Annotated in this window: 15 protein-coding genes; 1 reads left to right on the forward strand and 14 read right to left on the reverse strand. The window is 52.9% G+C overall.

The annotated features are described in order from the left end of the window. Nucleotides 1–107: 107 nt before the first annotated feature. Nucleotides 108–812 (forward strand): replication-relaxation family protein, encoded by a 705-nt coding sequence (locus PT964_RS03950; RefSeq protein ID WP_274362028.1) that lies wholly within the window; start codon nucleotides 108–110, stop codon nucleotides 810–812. On the opposite strand, the gene PT964_RS03955 is transcribed toward PT964_RS03950, so the two are convergent. From PT964_RS03955 to PT964_RS04020, 14 genes are all read right to left on the reverse strand, one after another. After that, nucleotides 797–2,374 (reverse strand): glycosyltransferase, encoded by a 1,578-nt coding sequence (locus PT964_RS03955; protein WP_274362029.1) that lies wholly within the window; start codon nucleotides 2,372–2,374, stop codon nucleotides 797–799. The two genes, PT964_RS03950 and PT964_RS03955, sit on opposite strands and share 16 nt — an antisense overlap. After that, nucleotides 2,368–3,345: an NAD-dependent epimerase/dehydratase family protein gene (locus PT964_RS03960; RefSeq protein WP_274362030.1), complete on the reverse strand. Its 978-nt coding sequence runs from the start codon at nucleotides 3,343–3,345 to the stop codon at nucleotides 2,368–2,370. Before PT964_RS03960 ends, PT964_RS03955 begins: the two co-directional genes overlap by 7 nt. After that, the gene (locus tag PT964_RS03965) at nucleotides 3,342–4,613 is read right to left on the reverse strand and encodes a nucleotide sugar dehydrogenase (protein WP_274362031.1); all 1,272 of its coding nucleotides are present in this window, start codon (nucleotides 4,611–4,613) and stop codon (nucleotides 3,342–3,344) included. Before PT964_RS03965 ends, PT964_RS03960 begins: the two co-directional genes overlap by 4 nt. Nucleotides 4,614–4,622: 9 nt before the next feature. After that, complete coding sequence (locus PT964_RS03970) at nucleotides 4,623–6,149, reverse strand: glycosyltransferase family 2 protein (RefSeq protein ID WP_274362032.1); 1,527 nt, start codon at nucleotides 6,147–6,149, stop codon at nucleotides 4,623–4,625. Continuing rightward, nucleotides 6,149–6,346, reverse strand: a complete 198-nt coding sequence (locus PT964_RS03975; protein WP_274362033.1) for a hypothetical protein — start codon at nucleotides 6,344–6,346, stop codon at nucleotides 6,149–6,151. Before PT964_RS03975 ends, PT964_RS03970 begins: the two co-directional genes overlap by 1 nt. Before the next feature lie 22 nt (nucleotides 6,347–6,368). Further along, nucleotides 6,369–6,848 (reverse strand): hypothetical protein, encoded by a 480-nt coding sequence (locus PT964_RS03980; protein ID WP_274362034.1) that lies wholly within the window; start codon nucleotides 6,846–6,848, stop codon nucleotides 6,369–6,371. A 315-nt stretch (nucleotides 6,849–7,163) separates the two neighbouring features. Further along, complete coding sequence (locus tag PT964_RS03985) at nucleotides 7,164–8,378, reverse strand: hypothetical protein (protein WP_274362035.1); 1,215 nt, start codon at nucleotides 8,376–8,378, stop codon at nucleotides 7,164–7,166. 174 nt (nucleotides 8,379–8,552) lie between these two features. Continuing rightward, nucleotides 8,553–9,071 (reverse strand): glucose-6-phosphate isomerase family protein, encoded by a 519-nt coding sequence (locus tag PT964_RS03990; protein WP_274362036.1) that lies wholly within the window; start codon nucleotides 9,069–9,071, stop codon nucleotides 8,553–8,555. A gap of 33 nt (nucleotides 9,072–9,104) precedes the next feature. Continuing rightward, nucleotides 9,105–9,839, reverse strand: coding sequence for a phytanoyl-CoA dioxygenase family protein (locus PT964_RS03995; RefSeq protein ID WP_274362037.1), 735 nt, complete (start codon nucleotides 9,837–9,839; stop codon nucleotides 9,105–9,107). Nucleotides 9,840–9,997: 158 nt separating this feature from the next. Next, entirely contained in the window at nucleotides 9,998–11,383 is a 1,386-nt protein-coding gene (locus PT964_RS04000) for a family 4 glycosyl hydrolase (RefSeq protein WP_274362038.1), read from the reverse strand. Nucleotides 11,384–11,401: 18 nt separating this feature from the next. Continuing rightward, nucleotides 11,402–12,298, reverse strand: coding sequence for an ROK family protein (locus PT964_RS04005; protein ID WP_274362039.1), 897 nt, complete (start codon nucleotides 12,296–12,298; stop codon nucleotides 11,402–11,404). Next, nucleotides 12,295–13,035 carry a 6-phosphogluconolactonase gene (locus PT964_RS04010; RefSeq protein ID WP_274362040.1) on the reverse strand — a complete coding sequence of 247 codons (741 nt, stop codon included), beginning with the start codon at nucleotides 13,033–13,035 and terminating at the stop codon, nucleotides 12,295–12,297. Before PT964_RS04010 ends, PT964_RS04005 begins: the two co-directional genes overlap by 4 nt. A gap of 19 nt (nucleotides 13,036–13,054) precedes the next feature. Beyond that, on the reverse strand, nucleotides 13,055–14,185 hold the full coding sequence (locus tag PT964_RS04015; protein WP_274362041.1) for an ROK family protein: 1,131 nt from the start codon (nucleotides 14,183–14,185) through the stop codon (nucleotides 13,055–13,057). Nucleotides 14,186–14,435: 250 nt separating this feature from the next. Then, nucleotides 14,436–18,761 (reverse strand): right-handed parallel beta-helix repeat-containing protein, encoded by a 4,326-nt coding sequence (locus tag PT964_RS04020; RefSeq protein ID WP_274362042.1) that lies wholly within the window; start codon nucleotides 18,759–18,761, stop codon nucleotides 14,436–14,438. Between the last annotated feature and the right edge of the window lie 21 nt (nucleotides 18,762–18,782).

Consider the following 18,782-nt stretch of genomic DNA (forward strand, 5'->3'; position numbering starts at 1 on the left):
ATAATGTGGTTACTAGTCAGAAATTTAACGTTACTAACTAATAAGACTGGCCGCTGAAAAGCACATAGTCCCTCTATATTACTAGTCCGTTCGGGGGGAAAAGCCCAATGCTTCAAATATTGACCGATCGTGACGCCGGCATTTTGAGCACGCTGGCTCACATACGATTTATGACCACTTCGCAAATTCACCTAGTCCATGGCTATGACGGAACGTATGGTATAAAAGTAACCAGAAGAAAGCTTTGCGATTTGGAGGCGAAGGGCTGGATCCGTTCCTGGCAGCCCAGCAAGTATGACCAAAAAATTTATTATTTAACGAAGGCGGGCGCCAGAGAAATCGAGTACCGGCTTGGCTGCGACGATATTCAGACGTACCGGAAGAACGAAAAAACGCTGCATCAAATTTTTGTGTCGGAAGTATATGCCAGACTGAAAACCGCCGCGATCGGGACGCTTTGCAATTTCCGATTGAACAAAAAGGTTTACCAATGTATTCCCGACGCTTATGCGGTGTACCTGCTGAACGGGGAAAGCCTTCCTATTGAAATATTTCTGGAGGTCGACCGGGAAACGGAGAGCATGGCATACATTAAAGAAACGAAGATGGAGCATTACCTTAGGCTGTATTCCGAGCATTATTCGGAACACCGGCCGATCATCTTATTTTTGACGATTACCGAGCATCGAAAGAACGGCTTCGACAAGCTTGCCCGAAGCTTCAATGTGCCCGCGGTCGTTCATACGCTCGACGAATTTATTTGCGACCCGTCCATCATATTTCAAGGGACTCGCGTTCAGCGAATCCCTTGAAGTTTATCCAACCGCCGTGCGAAGTCCGGGAACGGACCGCGCGGCCCTTTTGTTTCAACGATCTGAACCAATGCCTCGGCGTGATCCCCCATAATTCTAGCTACGGCGGGCGAATACCCGGTAAGCGAAAAGTGTTGATCGGGACGAATTTTGTTCATCTTATCCACTTCCGTGCGATATACGCATTCCGCCGTACATCCGTGCAGAATCGCATTCGCTTGGGCGGCAACCGGCGAAACGAGCATTCGGGAGCCGGCGCAGATTAACGCCTTGCGGCTTACCGCATGGGGGACGGCGACCATCGAGCCGACGCCAAGCCCTTTCCGGTCCAAAGCCAAATTCACCGCATATTTAAATGAAGTCACTACATTTAAAGGAAACCGCAAAAATAAATAATGGTTTAAATCGTTGAGGGCTACGTCGACGCCTTCCGCGACCGCTTTCGCGTAAGGGTACAAGTCGGGTGCCTCTATAGCGAAATCCGCATCGATGAACAATAAAATATCGCCCTGCGAAGCCATGGCGCCGATCGCTCTGCCCGTATCGTTGCCGAGCGCCTCGTTGAAATAAATCGTCTTGGCTCCTTCGCGGATCGCAAGCTTCGCGGTCGAATCGGAAGAACCGTTAACGACGACGATAATTTCCAGCGGTTCGATTTTACGAGCCTCCCGAATGACTTGGACCAATGTCTTTTCCTCATTTTGCGCGGGGATGATGACGGATAACCGCTTCCCCTTGTATAGTGAGCTATCCGGTTTGCCCCACCCCGCGGATACGATCGGCATTCGGATTTGCCCGCCGCTTATCCGATCGACGATGTCTCTTCGTCTGCCGCCGTCCGTAAACCCGGCGCGCCGATCCCGGACATGCTCGGCGAAAGCCGCCAAATGATCGCCGATGATGCGTTTTTCCGACGGGGATAATATCAAAGGAGAACCGTTGTGTTCCTCGGGGCGAAACCGGTTCGGCCGAATGACGTCGATACGATCGTCGTGACAAATGCGAAGCCCGCTTGCGATAAGCTTCGCATGTGCGGCGATCGGATTTGCCAAAGCGGCGGCGCCGACCAGCCGAAGCGCTCTTTGCGTCAATACGTGCGGCACCGACAACAGCGAATCTATATTTAAATCTTCTCTTCTTATGAGCGCATTGAATACTTGCCGCCAAACGGTTGTCGAATGCGGACTCTTCTTCTCGACAAACAGCTCGTCAAGATCGTTAAGCACAACGTCGGCCCGGCCCGTTGCCGCGGGCCGGACAAATGAGATAAGCCGCTCCGCAGGAATCGCGAAATCCGCATCCAAAAACAGTATGAGATCCCCGGATGCGGCCGAGGCGCCGATCGCCCGGCCTACATCGTTGCCTAGAGGATCTTTCTCTACTATCACTTTACAACCCATACGTCCGGCGATTCGTATCGAATCGTCGCGGCATCCGTTTGCGACGACGATAATTTCATACGGGCTCATCTTTCGGCATGAAGCCAGCACTTCGGGCAGCGTTTCCGCTTCGTTCCTGGCAGGTATTACAATTGACAGCTTCTTTGCGGCGCTTGTCACCATAGCCGGCCGCCCCCCGATGCGCTTTGGTCCATTCTCTCCCGATACCATGCGATCGTTCGGGACAGCCCTGCGAATAGCGGAACGGAAGGCTGAACATGTAATAATTCGTAACTGAGAGCCAAATCCGGAAGCCGCCGCGGGATTTCCTCAAAGCCGCGGGGATATACTTGTTGGAACGGAACATATATGATGGACGATCGCGAACCGGCTAAATTTTTGACTAATAAAGCCAATTGACTGATCTTCATCTCGTAAGAATTGCCGATGTTGACGATGGTTTGATTTGCTTTCGGATCCATCGCCGCGATCGTAGCCCGAACCGCATCGTCAATGAAAGTAAAGCTTCTCGTCTGTGTCCCGTCGCCGTATACGGTAATGTCTTCACCGGTCAAAGCCGCCTTGATAAATCTCGGGACGACGCCGCCGTAAGCCCCTTCCTTTTGCCGAGGACCGTATACGTTAAAATATCTCACGACGGTCACGGGAAGTCCCTTCAGCCCGTAACCTAGGCACAGCGATTCTTCCAGCGACTTGGAGATCGCATAGCTCCAGCGAAGCTTGGTGGTAGGGCCATACACAAGATCGTCCGTCTCGCGGAAAGGCGGTTCCGCTTTTCCGTAAACCTCTGACGTAGATGCGAATATGACCTTGCTTCCGGATTTTACCGCAGCCTGAAGCACGTTCATCGTTCCGAGCACATTGTTTTCGATCATCCCTACCGGATCCGACATCGAACGTTTGACGCCCAGCAGCGCCGCCAGATGAAATACATAGTGGTGGTCCGCAACCAGCTCTTCAACCAGCTCCTTCTGCAGGACGCTGCCTTTAACAAAGCCGTAGCCTAAACATACCGTTGCAGGAGGCTCAACGCAATCCAAGACGGTCACTCGATAGCCGGCTTCCTTGAGCGCTTCCGCGAGATGCGAACCGATAAACCCGGCACCGCCCGTAATGAGGCAACGATTGTTCACTCGTTCGTCCCCCCTGTTTTCACGGTTTGCACGGTTCGGATCACGCCTCGGGTATCGACAATGTTGCGCGCGTGCTTCTTAACAATGCTCCAGTCAATGCCGGAATGATCCGTTAAAATAACGACTGCGTTCGCTTTCTTGATCAAATCCGGAGTCAGCGAATTCGAAACGTATTTTTTCCCGGACACCTTCAGATCCGGTACGAATGGGTCATGGTAGTAAATCCGGTACGGGCGCTTTCCTAGTAAACGAATAATTTCAACCGCCGATGATTCGCGGGTATCGTTTACGTCTTTCTTGTAAGCAACCCCTATGATCAAGATCGTCTGCTCCGCTTCGTCCGCACCATCCGGCATCGATGCAACGATCCGATCGACGATTTCGTACGGCATTTGCCGGTTGATTCGGCTGGCGGCCTCGATCAGGCTGCTCTTCATGCCGTGCCGTTTGGCCTTCCATTGGAAATAGAGAGGATCGACCGGGATGCAGTGGCCTCCGATCCCCGGACCCGGCCAATAAACAGTGAATCCGAACGGCTTCGTAGCGGCGGCGTCCAAGCATTCGCGGAAATCGATATTTAATCCGGTGCAAAGCATTTCCATCTCATTCACTAAAGAAATGTTCACAAGCCGCTGTATATTTTCAAACAGCTTGCACATCTCCGCCACCCTCGGCGTACTTACGGGCACCGTTTGTGTAAACAGCTTCCCGTATAAGCGCTCGATTTTTTCACGGCATCGCTCCGTCAACCCGCTGACCACCTTCGGAATTTGCTCCATCTCGAAGCGGCTTCCGGAATCGATCCGTTCCGGGGAATATCCTACATAATAGTCTTCGCCCTCTTTCAGGCCCGACTCCGCCAAGATCGGCACGATTTCTTCCTCTAACGTGCCCGGATACGTCGAGCTCTCGAAGACGATCGTTTGACCCCGCTGCAGATTTCTTGCAATAAATTTGGCGGCCGATTTGACGGCGCCGAGATTCGGCTCGTTGCGATGCAGCGGAGTCGGTACCGCTACGACGACGTATTCCGCCTTCTTAATCGCGCTGCAAGGCAACAGAACCTGCAGCTTCGACCGATTGATCAATTCGTATATTTCATCGGAGGCTACATCCGGGATGTAGCTTCTGCCGGAATTCAGCTTTTTTATTTTAATCAAGTCTTTATCGAAGCCTATAACCTTGAAGCCTTTTTTTGCCATGTGCACGGCAAGCGGCAGGCCTACATACCCTAAGCCGATGACGGCAACCTGAAGATCGTTGTTCATACAGTCGTCTCATCCTCTCAGGCGTTTCATGATTTCATAATGGCGAAAGTCTGCGAATCCTCCGCGAGGACCGTTCTTACGAATCAAATAAGCAATAGCTTCCATGTGGTCGCCATAAATTCGGTCGAATGCCTCAATTCGTCCGTTCACCGGCATATGGTCCGATCTCGGACGGTTCGGGGCGATCACATCCACATAATGAACCGGCCTGATTCGAGCGCCGCCCGTTGCGGCCTTCACTTGGGCAAGTGGCGGAATCATCAAGGACCGCCAACCGATACGATCGATCACCCTGCGGTGTACCGCATGCGGCACCGCAGTCATCGATGCATTGAGCAGCTGCGGCTGCTTCATGCAGATGTTGACAAAGTATTTCACTGCGCTGATCGGATCCGCCGGCTGAAACCGCTCGAACAACATATCCAGCTTGTTCAGCGCGATATCGGTTCCGTTCTCGACGGCATCTATAAACGGTTTAATATCCTCCGGCGGGATAACGAAATCTCCGTCGACGAACACGCATATATCGCCGGTGCTGCACGCCGCGCCGATCGCTCTTCCGACATTGTGTCCGAGCGCGTGGCGAAAGACGAAAACTTTGGCTCCGGTTTGCTGCGCTTGATGAATGGTCTTTGAATCGGAACCGTTGGCTACAACGATAATTTCGTCCACCCCCGCTCTTCGAACGGAGCGGATGACGTCTTGAATCGTATCTCCCTCCTGCCCGACGGGGATGATTGCGCTTCTTTTCGCTTTTGCCGCCGGTGTAACGGGCTTGTAGGATTGAAGGAACCCGCGATTGCGGGCTCCTTCGGGAAATCCTCCACGTTCCCCTTTAAGCTGTATGACGTGGGATAACGCGGCTAAGTGATCTCCCAAGATGCGGGTAGTCGAATCGGGAAACACTGCGTTGTCGGAATACTTGCTGTGATCGGGCCGCGGCCGATTGGAGGAGATGACATTTATCGAAACGGGTGCGGCAATGGATAGACGTTTTTCTACGGCAATACATTGCGCTAACACGGGGTTTGCCAAATTGCGCCACCCGATCTGTTGCACGGCCTTGCGGCTCATCGCATGCGGAATGGCGATCAACGAATTGACGGTAAGATCCTGTCTGTCTATCAGTCGGTTCGTCACATATTTCGCTGCTGCAGTTACATGAGGAACTTTGGTTAACGTAAGAGACCACGACAAATTGTTCAGCGCTACGTCATGTCCTTGTTCAATCGTTTTTACGAATAACGACAACCGATGATGCTCAATAGGGATATCGCCGTCGAGGAAGAGAAGAACGTCCCCTTGAGCATAATAGGCGCCGACCGCTCTCCCTACATCGTTCCCGAGCGAGCGTTCGTATTCGATAATTCTGCAGCCCTCCTGACGGCACACGGATTTCGTTTCATCCGTAGAACCGTTCAATACAATGACGATTTCAAGAGGCTGCAGCCTCTTCGCTTCCCGGACCACGCTGCGAATTTGTTTCCCTTCGTTTCTTGCAGGGATGATGACGGAAATCCGGGAACGATCGGACATCATTCGAATACTCTGACGTAAGAAATCGTTCCGATGACAACCGTTACGTCCTCCGCTCCGCCATAGCCGGGATATTGCGCGGTTCTGACCTGGACTGCCCCGTCCGATACGGAGAGGAGCATGCCGGTGATGGAATCTCCAGGTGTCACGACTTGAACTTGCATGCCGACATATTGCCGCAATTCATTGTCAAACATAAACGCATTCCTCCTGACTTCTTTATTGTGGGCGAATCGACGCCGTGCTTCCGAACGGAACGATCAGCAGCGTAGAGTCCGTTTCCCGAACGACCATGAAGCTAGCGCCGACGCGAATGAGAGTACCGGATATCGGACCGGCCGTCGTCGTAATGATGACGTTTTGATTCAAATATCGGTTGGCTTGTTCTCTGAGCTCATCGAAGCCGTTTACCGCGTCACGAATCATATTTGCAAATCTCGGGGAATACAATTCTCTACGAACGTCCCGGCGAATGCCGACCCGCAATGCACGCAGGTTTCGCTCCATTCGATGGATGCCTCTGTTCATCTCGAGACGAACCGCCCGGCGAATTGCCTGCAGAGAAGGCTTCTGAGCCGGTTTCGAAGCCGGTTTCGGCGCCGGCTTCGCTTTCGCCGGTGTCTTTGCGGTTGACTTGGCTTTGCGATCCATCTTCACTTGGCCTTGCAGCTTGACTTTGCCTTGAAACGATACTTTCATGCTCATGCTCCTTTCTGAATTGAAGCCTATTTGCCTATGACCGTTGAACGCTGCGAAACGGTTTTTCCCGACCCTCCTTTCCGGAAATCTAAAATACTGTATGTACTCTGGAAATTGAATGCTTGGGTGATTTCATCAAATCGAATCGTTTTATTTTTCGCCGTTGCGTCGCTACTTCCGTTTCGGACCGAAAAACCGCAATGAATCCGGAAAATTACCGCTTTCATCCCGGGTGTCGCTAGGGAACCCAGAGCGACACAAAAAAGCAGCCGTCGAACGCAATGTTCGGCAGCTGCTTTTTTTGAATGATACATATTATAAAGACTCGACGACCCACTTACCATCTTGACTGGCGACCGTAATCCCTGCGGAAAAAATGTAATTCGGGTCACCGCGCTCGTAAGCCGTTTCCTTCATGATGTCGGTAGAAGGTCGGATTGCAATAACATGTTCCTCGCCCATGACATCTACGATTACGGGCTTTGAAAGATCGACCATATGCCCGTTCAGCAGAACAGTAAACCCGCCGGGAACGGCGCTTTCAATCGTAATCCGGTTGCCGGAGCGATCATAGCCGGCAACGATGCTTCCGGTTTCGGCTTGCGTCTCTTTTCTAAGCCAATACCACGACTTCACGCTCCGTAATTCGGCCCGCGTCGAAACATCCCAAACGACTTTAGCCGGATACGGGTCTCGAGCGTGCAGCTTCAGAAAATCGACGGCATTCGTATTTTTTAACACCGTGCCGCTTGCATTGCCCTTCAGCCACTCGGCCGGGCTTTCAAGCACGGCGTTACGTTTGCGCTCGGCGTCATTGTCCGGAAAATTGTGCGGCATGTCCTTGTGCAAAAAGATGTCGTGCGGGTACCCGCCGCCTGCTTCCCGCTGCAAACGATCCAGCTCTCCGGCAAATCTGGGAGCTTCGAGATGGCGGTTATAAGCGGTATCGTTCTCGCCCATCTGCAGCAAAAAAGGAAGATTATACAAATTTCTCGGCGATATGCCGTTATGATGTCCCGCCGACATATTGGCCGCGGCAAACCGGTCGGCCATTCTTGGCGCAATTTGATAAACGCCGTCTCCCCCCGCCGAAAACCCGACAATATAAACTCGGTTCGGATCGGCATCCATGAGCGCGATCATGTTTTCGATCAGACGGTCATAGAGTGGAAACGACTCCGGCAACGAGTGCGTGTTATATACATCTTCAATGCCTCGAGCAGCGACATATATTCCTTGATCTACGCTGTCGCGGTAGTAGCTCTTCATCCGCTCCCATTGCCGGTCGTTAAATTCCTTCGGCACGGAGCCTCCGCCGTGAAGCGCAATATACAAAGGATACCCGCCCTCGGGCTTTTCGCCGATCACGAAATAATCGTAAATCATCTCCTTGCCGTTATAGCTCATTTTTTTGCCGATCAATTGTTCCTTCCGCTGCTCGTCCCTCTTCACGGTTTCAACATACTCGCGCCATACGTCGTTTAAGGCTTCCTCTTCTTGGAAACGGGCATTACGAGAAATCTCGCTCATGGTGAAATGACCTCCAGTACGTATCATGCATGCAAACTATGCAAACAAGGAAATGAAACGTAAATGATATAATTTTTATAGGATATTATAACCCAATGATATACTTTTTCCCATCGTTTATGAAGCTTGGAGAAAAAAGCAAGCAAAATGCCGATGCACTCTGCTTGCTTTGGCTTACTGCGGTTTAAAATTTAATATTGCCGACGTCTCATAATCATGCTCGATATTGGCGCCGCTGACGGATAGAAAGGCCAGCTTCTGCCCGCCCGTATTGATCACCCGGTGTCCCCAGCCTCCGCCGGCATAGCTGATGCGCCCCGGTCCTACCGGCAAACGCTGAAGAACTCCGTCCCTCTGCTGAACGATCAGCTCTCCTTCCCCCTCCAGCCCGATGACGGCTTCCGCGGTGTCCGGGTTTCGATGGAAGTGCCCCTTCGTCATATAGCGTTCGCCGCCGACAAATCCGGGATAAAGCACCGTAATATTCACCAACAGATCGCTCGCATCGTTAGGGTGAGGCAGCTCGTAAACCTCATAGATGACCGGATCGTCATGCTCCAGCAAATCGGCGACAGCCTTCGGGTCGCTAAACAAATCCCTCATCTGCGACAGCTTGCGCACCGTGACCAAAGCGCCTTGATCGGCATAGCCTTGAACGGTTAACGGAATCGAAAAACAGCGGTTGATCGACATGCATGGTTCACTTCCTTCGATCGGGATTTTTTCCTATACGTCGTTGGCGTAACGATTTCCTGCCAAATCTTTGCCGCGGGCGAGCCAAATGTTATGCCCTTTATTTTTATCCGGATTTACATACGTATCGGTTGAAAAATAGCGCATCGTATACCCGCAGCGGCGATACGGGCTCATATTCGGCGCGGCGCCGTGAATGATGCGGCCGTCGTGCAACGAGCATTCTCCCGGCTCCAGCTCGAAATAAACGGCTTTGCTTTCATCCGCCTGCGTAATTTGCGAGCCGAACGTATTGGTGGAGGAATCTACGGGGACATATTCGGAAAAGCCGTTGTGATGCGTGCCCGGTATGACGCGCATGCAGCCGTTTTCCTTCGTGCTTCGGTCAATAGCGAGCCATACGGTAACGATATTGTCGTATTTGCCGAGCCGGTTTTTCCAATAAGCCGAATCCTCATGCCAAGGCGTCGCTCTCCCTTTATACGGGTCCTTAGAAATGAAATGGCTCGACCAAAGCGCAATGTTCGGTCCGATCAACGGCTCTACGAGATCGAGCACATGATCGCTCAGCAAAAATTTCAACAGCCGGTTTTCCCGAAAGTGGGGAGTGTCCAGCTCGTCCGAAAGCTTGCTTCCCTTCGCCGCCAACTGCTCCTCGAAGATTTGCTGAAGCTCCTCGAACATGTTCTTCGGAAATAAAGGCTTGTGATAAAGCAAGTAGCCGTTCTCGCGGTAAAAGGCAATGTCTTCGTTCGTCAACAGGCTCATCGATCATACCTCCGATTTGTAACGTGTTTTTTGCCGCCGGATACCTGAATCATACCTTTTCATCCCGCCGAATGTAATCCCTTTCAAACAAAAAATCGTGAAAAATCATAAAAAAAAGGATGCGCCTTTTCACCCGAAAAGCCGCATCCCTTATTCGGTTACTTCCATTCCAGCGCAGGAAGAATGTCCTTCTGACGCTCGCACATTTCGTCGATCATCGCGCAAGCTTGATAATATGAAGGCGCGGTCGGATCCAGCAAAATCGCCTGAAGCAGCTTAGTTTTCGACTTCTCTACGAACGCCTCCAGCAGCAGCTTATGAATCGTGCCTTGAATATGAATCGTTCCGATCAAAGCCGTCGGCAGCTCAACGGTCATCGGCCGCAAGACGATGCCTTTCCCGTTTACGATCGCTTGCGTCTCTACGACCATATCGTCGGGCAAGCCTTTAATGGCCCCGTTATTCGGCAAGTTCGCCGCGTTGATTTGAATTTCATCGTCGAAGAAAATCGCTTCGATAATCGGGATCGCATACTCTTGGCTTTTGCAAACCTTTTCTTTATTGAACACATATGCTTGCTCCGCCCATTCTTCTTGCGTCATTGACGGCTCGAACAGCTTTTTGTCCAAGCTCCAGCCGCCTGCGCAGTAAACGAATTCCGGCGTTCTCGAGCCTTTCTCCCAAAGCGTTTCCCGGATCGGATCGTACCGGTATTGCAGCGGCAAGCCCGCGTAGAAATCTTCCGCATACGAAATGTATTCCCCGATATGATTGGTGCCGGGATACGGATAATAGCCGTAAATATGATACATCGTCCGGGACAGCGCAATGTGGTCGAAGTTCGCGAGCCGGTTCGCCTTTTGCTCCTTTTCCCGGAATAACGGGTACAAGTCCTTGCCTGTCGCTTTCTCTTGAACCTTCGTAAAGAAGCCGAAATGGTTCAAGCCGCCGCCTTCGACCTCGAGCTCTTCCGGCTTCATCTCGAGGAACTCGGCCAGCTGATGAATCCCCATATCTAAGCCGTGGCACAAACCGACGACTTTGATGGAGGTCAGCTTCGAAATCGCCTCAACCAGCTTCGCTTCCGGATTCGTATAGTTGATGAACCATGCGTTCGGGCACACCTTCTCCATCATTCGTGCGATTTCCAGCATCGGCCCCAAATTGCGCAGCGTGTGGAACATCGATCCCGGGCCGCCGTTCTCGCCATATATTTGCTTGCTGCCGTAGCGCCGCGGAATGTGGAAATCTTGGGACCAATAGAAGTAACGGTTCACCTCGATGGCGACGATCGCAAAGTCCGCGCCGGCTAGCGCCTTCTCCAGATCGGTAGTCGCCCAAATATTCGCAGAATGGGAGAACGTATCGAACAATTCTTTCGCATACGCAAACGTTTTGTTCACATGCTTTTCGCTGATGTCCATCAGCGCGATTTCGAGCTCCGTTTCGGACTTCAAGCGCGGGGACAGCACGATGTCGTTTAACGCTCCTAACGCAAACGATATGCTGCCTGCTCCGATTAACGCGATTTTCATTTTTCTCATGTTCGTCTCTCCTCTAATTCATGTTTTGCCGCGAAGGCGCCGAGATTGCTTGTATGCCGTGTACCCCGCACCGATGATGCCGGCTTCGGCTCCGAAAGCGGGGCGTGCGATGCGAACCTTGTCGCGCAAATGCTCGAACACTTTCGTTTTGACGTTTACCGTAACCTTGTCAATGAGCCACGGATTGTTGTCGATCACAGCCCCGCCGAGCACGAACAGATCCGGGTCGATCGTATGCATGAGCGAAGCGAGCGCCCTTGAAAAGCGTTCCACCCAAAGCTCGACGACATCAATCGCTTGTTCATCGCGCTCGTGATACCGCTCGAACAACGTTTGCGCCTTGGCTTCGTTCCCGAAAAGTCTTATCGCTTCGTCCGTCAACGCTTTCCCGCTGCAAAGCTCCTCCAAAGTGCCGCTATCGGATATGAACATACTCCCGATTTCCCCTGCATACCCGTGCGCACCATGGAAAACGGCGTTGCCCACAATCATTCCGCTCCCGATCCCGGTGCTCACCGATATATACATCGAGTGCTCGACGCCATGGGCCGCCCCCCGCTCCGATTCAAGCATGGCGATGACGTTCACATCGTTTTCAAAATAAACGTCATATTCCGGAAAATAGGAACGAATCGCCTGAATCGAAGCATTCTCCAAATACGGAATGTTGGTTACATCGACAAGCCGCTCGGCATCGTTCCTCCAAGGCACGGGAAGAGCCATTCCGATGATGTCCGCTTCCCGGCCTTGATCGATGTCGTCGATCATCCGCCGAATGCCGGCAAACAGCTCGCCGGCGCTTCGGAACCGTTCCGTCAGTGCCGTTTCCTTCCGCACGAGCTCCAGCTTGTCGTTGATCCGTCCGACCCTTATATTGGTGCCGCCGATATCGACACCGATCACGCTGCTTTTCATGCCCCCTGCTCCTTTAAGATGTCGTCGGCAACATATTTCGCAGCCTGCGCATCCAGAAAGAAATCGATGTGCTCGTAGCCGAGCAGCGACTGGGCCGGCAGCTTCGCTTCCGGACGGTTAAATATGTCCGCGACGATGCCGGACTTTCGTTCCCCGGTAATCGCCACAACGACTCTTCGGCTCTTGATGATTTGACCTAGCCCGAGGGTGATCCCTTTTTCCAACACGGTCGGCTTGTGAAAATATTTTTGTGCGACTTCCTTGGTTGTGAGGGACAAATCGACGACGCCGCTATGGTTCAGTACCGGATACCCCGGTTCGTTCAATCCGATATGCCCGTTCATTCCGACGCCCATCAGGCTGAACGTGATCGGATGCGATTCGATGTAACGATCGATGCGTAAGCATTCCTGCTGCAAATCCGCCTTCGTTCCGTCAAAAAACTCAATGCGGGATCGGTCCAGCGGCACGAGCGAGAACAAATCTTGATTCAGCATTTGGTAGCAGCTGCCTTCCGAGCTTCGGCCAACGCCGACCCATTCGTCGAGGCTTACGATTCTGAGCTTCCCGATGGCGCTGTCCCGTTCGACCGCTTCCGCAAACTTCCGGTAGCTCTTCTGCGGCGTACTGCCGGATGCCAGGCAAAAAACCGGCGTATCGTCATGGCGCAAGCGATGAAGCATTTCATTCGCAATCGCTTGCGCCAAAGCTTCTTCGCTTTCAAAAATACGTATCATGGAGCAGTACAACTCCTCTCTAGGCGGATAAGACGCGAAGCATTTCCTGCTGCAATATGAGTGTAGCCGCGCCGATCGCGGTCGAATACGCGGAATCGCTGACGGTAATTACCGGGGTCAGCTCCGTATACTGCTCCACGTAAGCTCTTGTTCCGCTTAAGATTTGCTCCGGAAACAGAGCCGCCGTTTTGCCGCTGATGACGATCCTGTGAATATCGAGCAGGCTGATAATGCTCGCGATCACCATCGCCAAGCGGCGCGAAACGAAGTCCGCGCACGCTTCCCGCTCCCGCTCCGAACTTAGGTCATACGTTTTGAGCAGCGTTTCGAGACCCAATGTGCTTTCGAGCCATCCGACGGACGACGGCGACTTCTTGAACTCCGGATCGAAGCACATGTACTCCAATTCTCCGGCGCTTGCATTCATTCCCCGGTGAAGCTCTTTGCCTAGAATAATGCCCGCTCCGATTCCGTCGCCGGCCGCTATGAGTACGAGGTCGTTCGGCGCTTCTCCGGCGTTCTCCAAGCTGCGGAATTCCGCCAATATGGACGCGTTCACATCGTTTTCCAGCAAGATCGGCAGGTTCACCCGGTTTCGCAGCTGTTCGACAATCGGCTCGTAATCGTAATCCTGCTCTTGATGGTCTTGCGTCTTGATCCGGATCATTTTCTTGCGAATATTAATCGCACCGTCCACGCCGATTCCGGCTCCTAAAATCGCGGTTCCCGTTTCCAGCGCTTTATTTCGCATCCGGGCGACGATCTCCTCGAACGCCGCGGCAAATTCATCGCTGTAGAACGGTATCGGCGTATCGATGGAATGCGAGTCGATGATGTTGCCGTGCAAATTGACAAGCAGGGCGGTCATTTTTTTCCCGATCGTTTGGATTCCGATAGCGGCGTAGCTGTTTTCGTTGAACCGGTAGACGGTACGTTTTCTGCCGAGGCCGCCGGACCCTTCACGGCTTTCGCCCGTTGCGATTAGCAGGCCGATGCTCTCGAAGAAGCTTACGATTTTGCTGACCGTTACGAAGCTCATCGCCGTTTTTTCCGTAATTTCAACCTTAGCCAGCTCCGGATGCTGCATCACGATGTCAAAAATGATTTTCCGGTTTTCGTCTTTGATGTTGTTCGGGAGGAATGACTTCATGTTTACCCCCTTTCGAATCGGTTGTCTAATTATTTAACTTAATTATTTAACTTAATTTAATAATTGTCCGCCTCTTTATTATATAGTCTCTTGACATTGCGTCAATGAATTTCTTGTAATCAAGAAAATGAGCGGTGAAAGCAAATCAGGAACATGAAGCATTCTGTATGTGAATTCGTCAGTCGTAGAAAAAAACGCCTAGCGTGAAGATATACGCTAGGCGTCGGGTCTTGCGAGCGAAATCAACAAATTATATGTTCACATCGCCGGAAGTTTTAGAATTGTACAGCTCGATCTCTCGAATTTCCGCCTGCTGAGAGCCATCCAGCGGAACGAGTATGCGGAACCGGTCCGACCGCACTTGCTGGAAGCGGTAATGATGGAAGCCCTCTTGTATAATGCGTACCTTCGGGCCGGTTTCCTTAATGTCCTGCCATCCTTCACCGTTCCAGTACTGAAGGCGCAGCTCTTTAGGAAGAGCGATGCCTTCCTCCTCATTCTCGCCTACATAAATGTTCGCGCTGTTCAACGTCTGCATCTCCGCGAACCGCAGCTCCACCCATGCTTCGCCGTTATTTCCGGCTTCGCCGGACACCCAGCCGTTACCGTCTTGAATCGATCCGTCGATCGTTTCCCACACGTTATCGTCCGGCAAGGTGAACGTCTGCCAGCGCTTCGCCTCGTCCAAATGACCGACGCCGTATCCTCCCCCGCTCGGATTCGGATGGGAATAATCGATCGTTCCGTTGTCGGTGTACAGCTTCAGCCAGCCGGTTCCGAGGAACGATTCGTCCACCCAGCTGCTTCTGGCATATTTGCCGAACCTTTCGTTCAGCCCGATGCTGCGGGTCGGCCAGCGCCAATGGTCGCCGGAACCGTCGGGCGCCAGCACCGTTTGCGTGAATGCGACGGCGTATTGCTTGCCCGGCGTTAGTCCTCCGACATTCACGTCGACGACCGTTTCCGCTCCCGCTTTTACCTCTTCCTTCGGGATCGATACGATGGCCAGCGGTTCGCCTGCAGGCTTCCCGTCGCTAGCCTCGTAAATTTCAAACAAAGGATCGGACAAATTCGTGCCTTTCCGATTGATCCATAAGCCGATTTTTTTCAAGTTTACCGGCTGCGACGCGGAAGAAACCGCCGTAATATAGGTGTCGCTGTCGCCGAATGCGCTGCCTGCGACGTTCGCCGAATGATAAGCGGCGAAGCCGTAGATCGAAGGCGCCAATACCCTCTGCTCCGAACGATGCGGCGTTATGACGACCCGCAGCTTGGCAGTTTCGACGGAGCTGAAACGAACGGTGTTTCGATTCGGTTTTACCGCACCGCCGCCATCGGCCGGTTTCACCGGCTTCCAATGCTTGCCGGTCCAATATTCGATGCGGAATAAATCCGGCTTCCACTCTGTGTCCGTCGAAGGTGTTCCGCTTGGATTATGGTAGAAATAAACGTCCGCACGGTCTATGATTCTCGGGCTCGAAAACTCGACACCATACCAAATCTCCTCCGAAGATGCGCCGTCAAGTACGGGAATCCACCTTGGCGTGCTGCTGCCTTTAAACTCGAAGGTGCCTTTCAACGGAGCCCAAAGGCCGGATTCCGGCTTCTGAGGATCCGAAGGCGTGCCGATCGGTCTCGGATATTCGTCCGTTTCCAGTGCGGCATTTCGGGCCATGTTCACGCTCCGGTCGACACGGCGGTCCGCCTTGTACAGCTGAAGACCGTCCAGCCAAAAATCGGAGCGACCGCCGGAGCTAGGTCCTTCCACGATGGCGATATACTGGATATGGCTCATGGACGGCGAGCCGACCGCGGCGCGGCTCCAAACGTCATCCTCGCCGCCGAGCGCAAACCGGATCTCCTTCCAGCCGTAACGCTGTTCGCTGACCGGCGCGAGCAGCTGCTCCAGGAAAGCGGTGCTTGGCGTAAACTCGTAATAGTTCGACGCGTCCTGATGCAGGCGAACGACCGGTTTTTTGTTGTTCGAATCGCTGCTATGCTCCGCATTGTATTTCAACCAGAACGACATCGTATCGACATTCGTCAAATCGGCGTTCCAATCTTTCTTTCGCGGGTACACAAGCGTATGATTGCCGCCGTCCCGTGCGGACACATAAACCGAAGAACCGCCCTGCACGCGATTGACTTCATCAAATCCAAGCTGCGCGGCCGGATCCGAACTAATCAGCTCCCATTCCGAGGTTCCATGCTCCGTGCCCGTTTCGGGGCGGGCATCGTGAACGTATACATCCGCAAAGGCAAGCTCTGCGAGCTTTCCGTTATTGACGGTAACGCCGACCCGGTAAAAGCCCGGCTTCTCGAACGTGTGGGTTACCGCCTCCTCTCCTTCGATCGTCCCGTCTCCCAGATCCCAGCGATAATGCAGCATCAAGCCTTGAGGATCCGCGCTTCCGCTCGCGTCAAAGACGATCGGCTGTCCGACGGCAACCGTCGGGCTCGAAACGGACATATGCGCCACAGGCTCTTCGTCGGTCATTGACGCTTCCCGCATAAATACGTCGGACACGCCGGTGTCGACACTGATCGGTTCCGCGTCGTTATCCGATATGTCGTTTCCTGCGATATCAAGCCACTTCGCATTTTTGATATAGATGCCGTATCCTTTATAGCCCCTCGGATCGTTCTTGTTGTTCTTGATCGTATTATTTTGAATGACCCAGTGATAAGCCGGATAGTCCTCGTTGTAACGGATCGCCACCCCAGGCCCGTTATTGTACTGAATATCGTTATCCTTCATGACAAAATGGCTGCTTGCTCCGTTCACGACCGCAATTCCGGCATTTCCGAACGCTTCCGGCGCATTGTTTCGGCCGACGCCGCCATACCCTCCGTTATAGCGCACAGTGTTGCCGATGAGCACCGTATGGTCCGAGCCTCCGAGCCAAAATCCGTAGCTGGAGTAGTTCGCGATGTTTCGGACATACGTGTTGCCCGGAGACCAGCTTTCAATCGCGTTGTTGTTTGCGTAGGAGGTGTCGTTTTCCTCAAAATAGTTTCCGGTCGACACCCATCCGTTCAGCACGCGAATAAAAATGCCGTCCCCTCCGTGCGTAAAATCGTTCCGGTACAATCGGTTATCGTTCGATCCGGACTCCATAAGCATGCTTGTCGAATCCCTCGCATGCACTTCGCCCGGCGCAATGCGGATGCCGTAGCTGAAGTTGTTGTCGCTGATCACATTGCCCGATGCGTTCCACATCTTGAGACTTACGTTGCTCGTGCGGCTGAAATCGTTGTTTCGAATCGTATTATGATCGCTATGACGCATATGCAGCCCGTTCCACACGTTGTTCCCGCGGTTGTTTTCAATCAGGCTGTCGTGAACGGACTCCATCAGCAGCGCGCTGAACATTTCTCCGTCGCCCCACCCGTAATCCGGATTCGTGTAATTATCGGACAACCGGTTGCCGGTTATCGTAAATCCGCTGCCGTTCTTCACATGCATGCCCGTTTGGAAGCCTTTAACGGCAACGTTCTTAACAGTGACATCGCTGTGCCCGTCGCTTCGAATGCCCGTCCCCTTAAAGCTTGCGGCGCCTTGCTCCAAACTGCCTGGGCCGATCAGTACGGCGCCGTTGCCGTCAAGGACGATTCCGTCCGCGCCGATCGTGATGCCTTCACCCGAGGAGAAATCGTACAATCCGGGCTTCAGCACCGTATTTTCGGTAATAACCATGCCCGGGACCGGAACGACGCCCTCTTCATCCGATACGGTGACGACCGTTTCGGCGAACAAGCCGCCGTCAACGGACGCGGTAACCGTTGCCGTTCCGGCTCCGACCGCCGTTACACGGCCATACACGACTTCGGCAACCGTAACGTCGTCGCTGCTCCAAACAAGCGGCACATCGTTCATCGCCGTTCCGTACTGGTCCGCAACGCTCACTTGAAGCTCCGCCGTTTCGCCGGGACTTACGTTCAAATATTTCGGCGACAGCGTAATCGTAGTAGGAACGGAAGCGGACCGTTCATAGCTTGCGTACACCTTCATGCATCCATCTCCCAAGAACGATTCGTCGACCCAGCCGCCGGCGGCATATTTGCCGAATGTTTCGCCGGCGTTCACCTCTCTCGTCGGCCATGAATAATTATGTAACCCTCCGTTGTCCGAGAGCGTCTCCTGCGTCAAGCTGACCGCATACTGCGTGCCCCGAATGAGACCGTCATAGGATAGAGCGACTTTGAGCTCCTCGCCGAACACGACTTCTTCGGGAGGAACACTTACGGTTCGAAGCGGGGAACCGGTCGGCTTGCCGTCTTCCGTTGCGTACAGTTCGACAATTAACGGCGTCAACGTTCCCTCTCCGAATTTTTCTCTGAGCAGCAACCCGATTTGCTGCAAGCTTCCGTCATGCAGCGCGGTGAACGTTTGCCAGCGTTTGATTTCGTCCTTCGTGCCTAAAGTAAAGCCCCATGAGGTGGGGTTGTCGTGAGATAGATCAAACACGTACGTATCGGATGCTTCCGAAACGTTCGCAAACCTATTGGAAGCTGAAAAAACAGAAAAAATGAGACATAAGACCATTATCGCTGCAAACCGCTTCCGCCATGCCATCTTTACTTCCCTCCCGTTCAA

It is taken from the genome of Paenibacillus thermotolerans (assembly GCF_028745515.1).
Classification (GTDB): Bacteria; Bacillota; Bacilli; order Paenibacillales; family YIM-B00363; genus Paenibacillus_AE; species Paenibacillus_AE thermotolerans.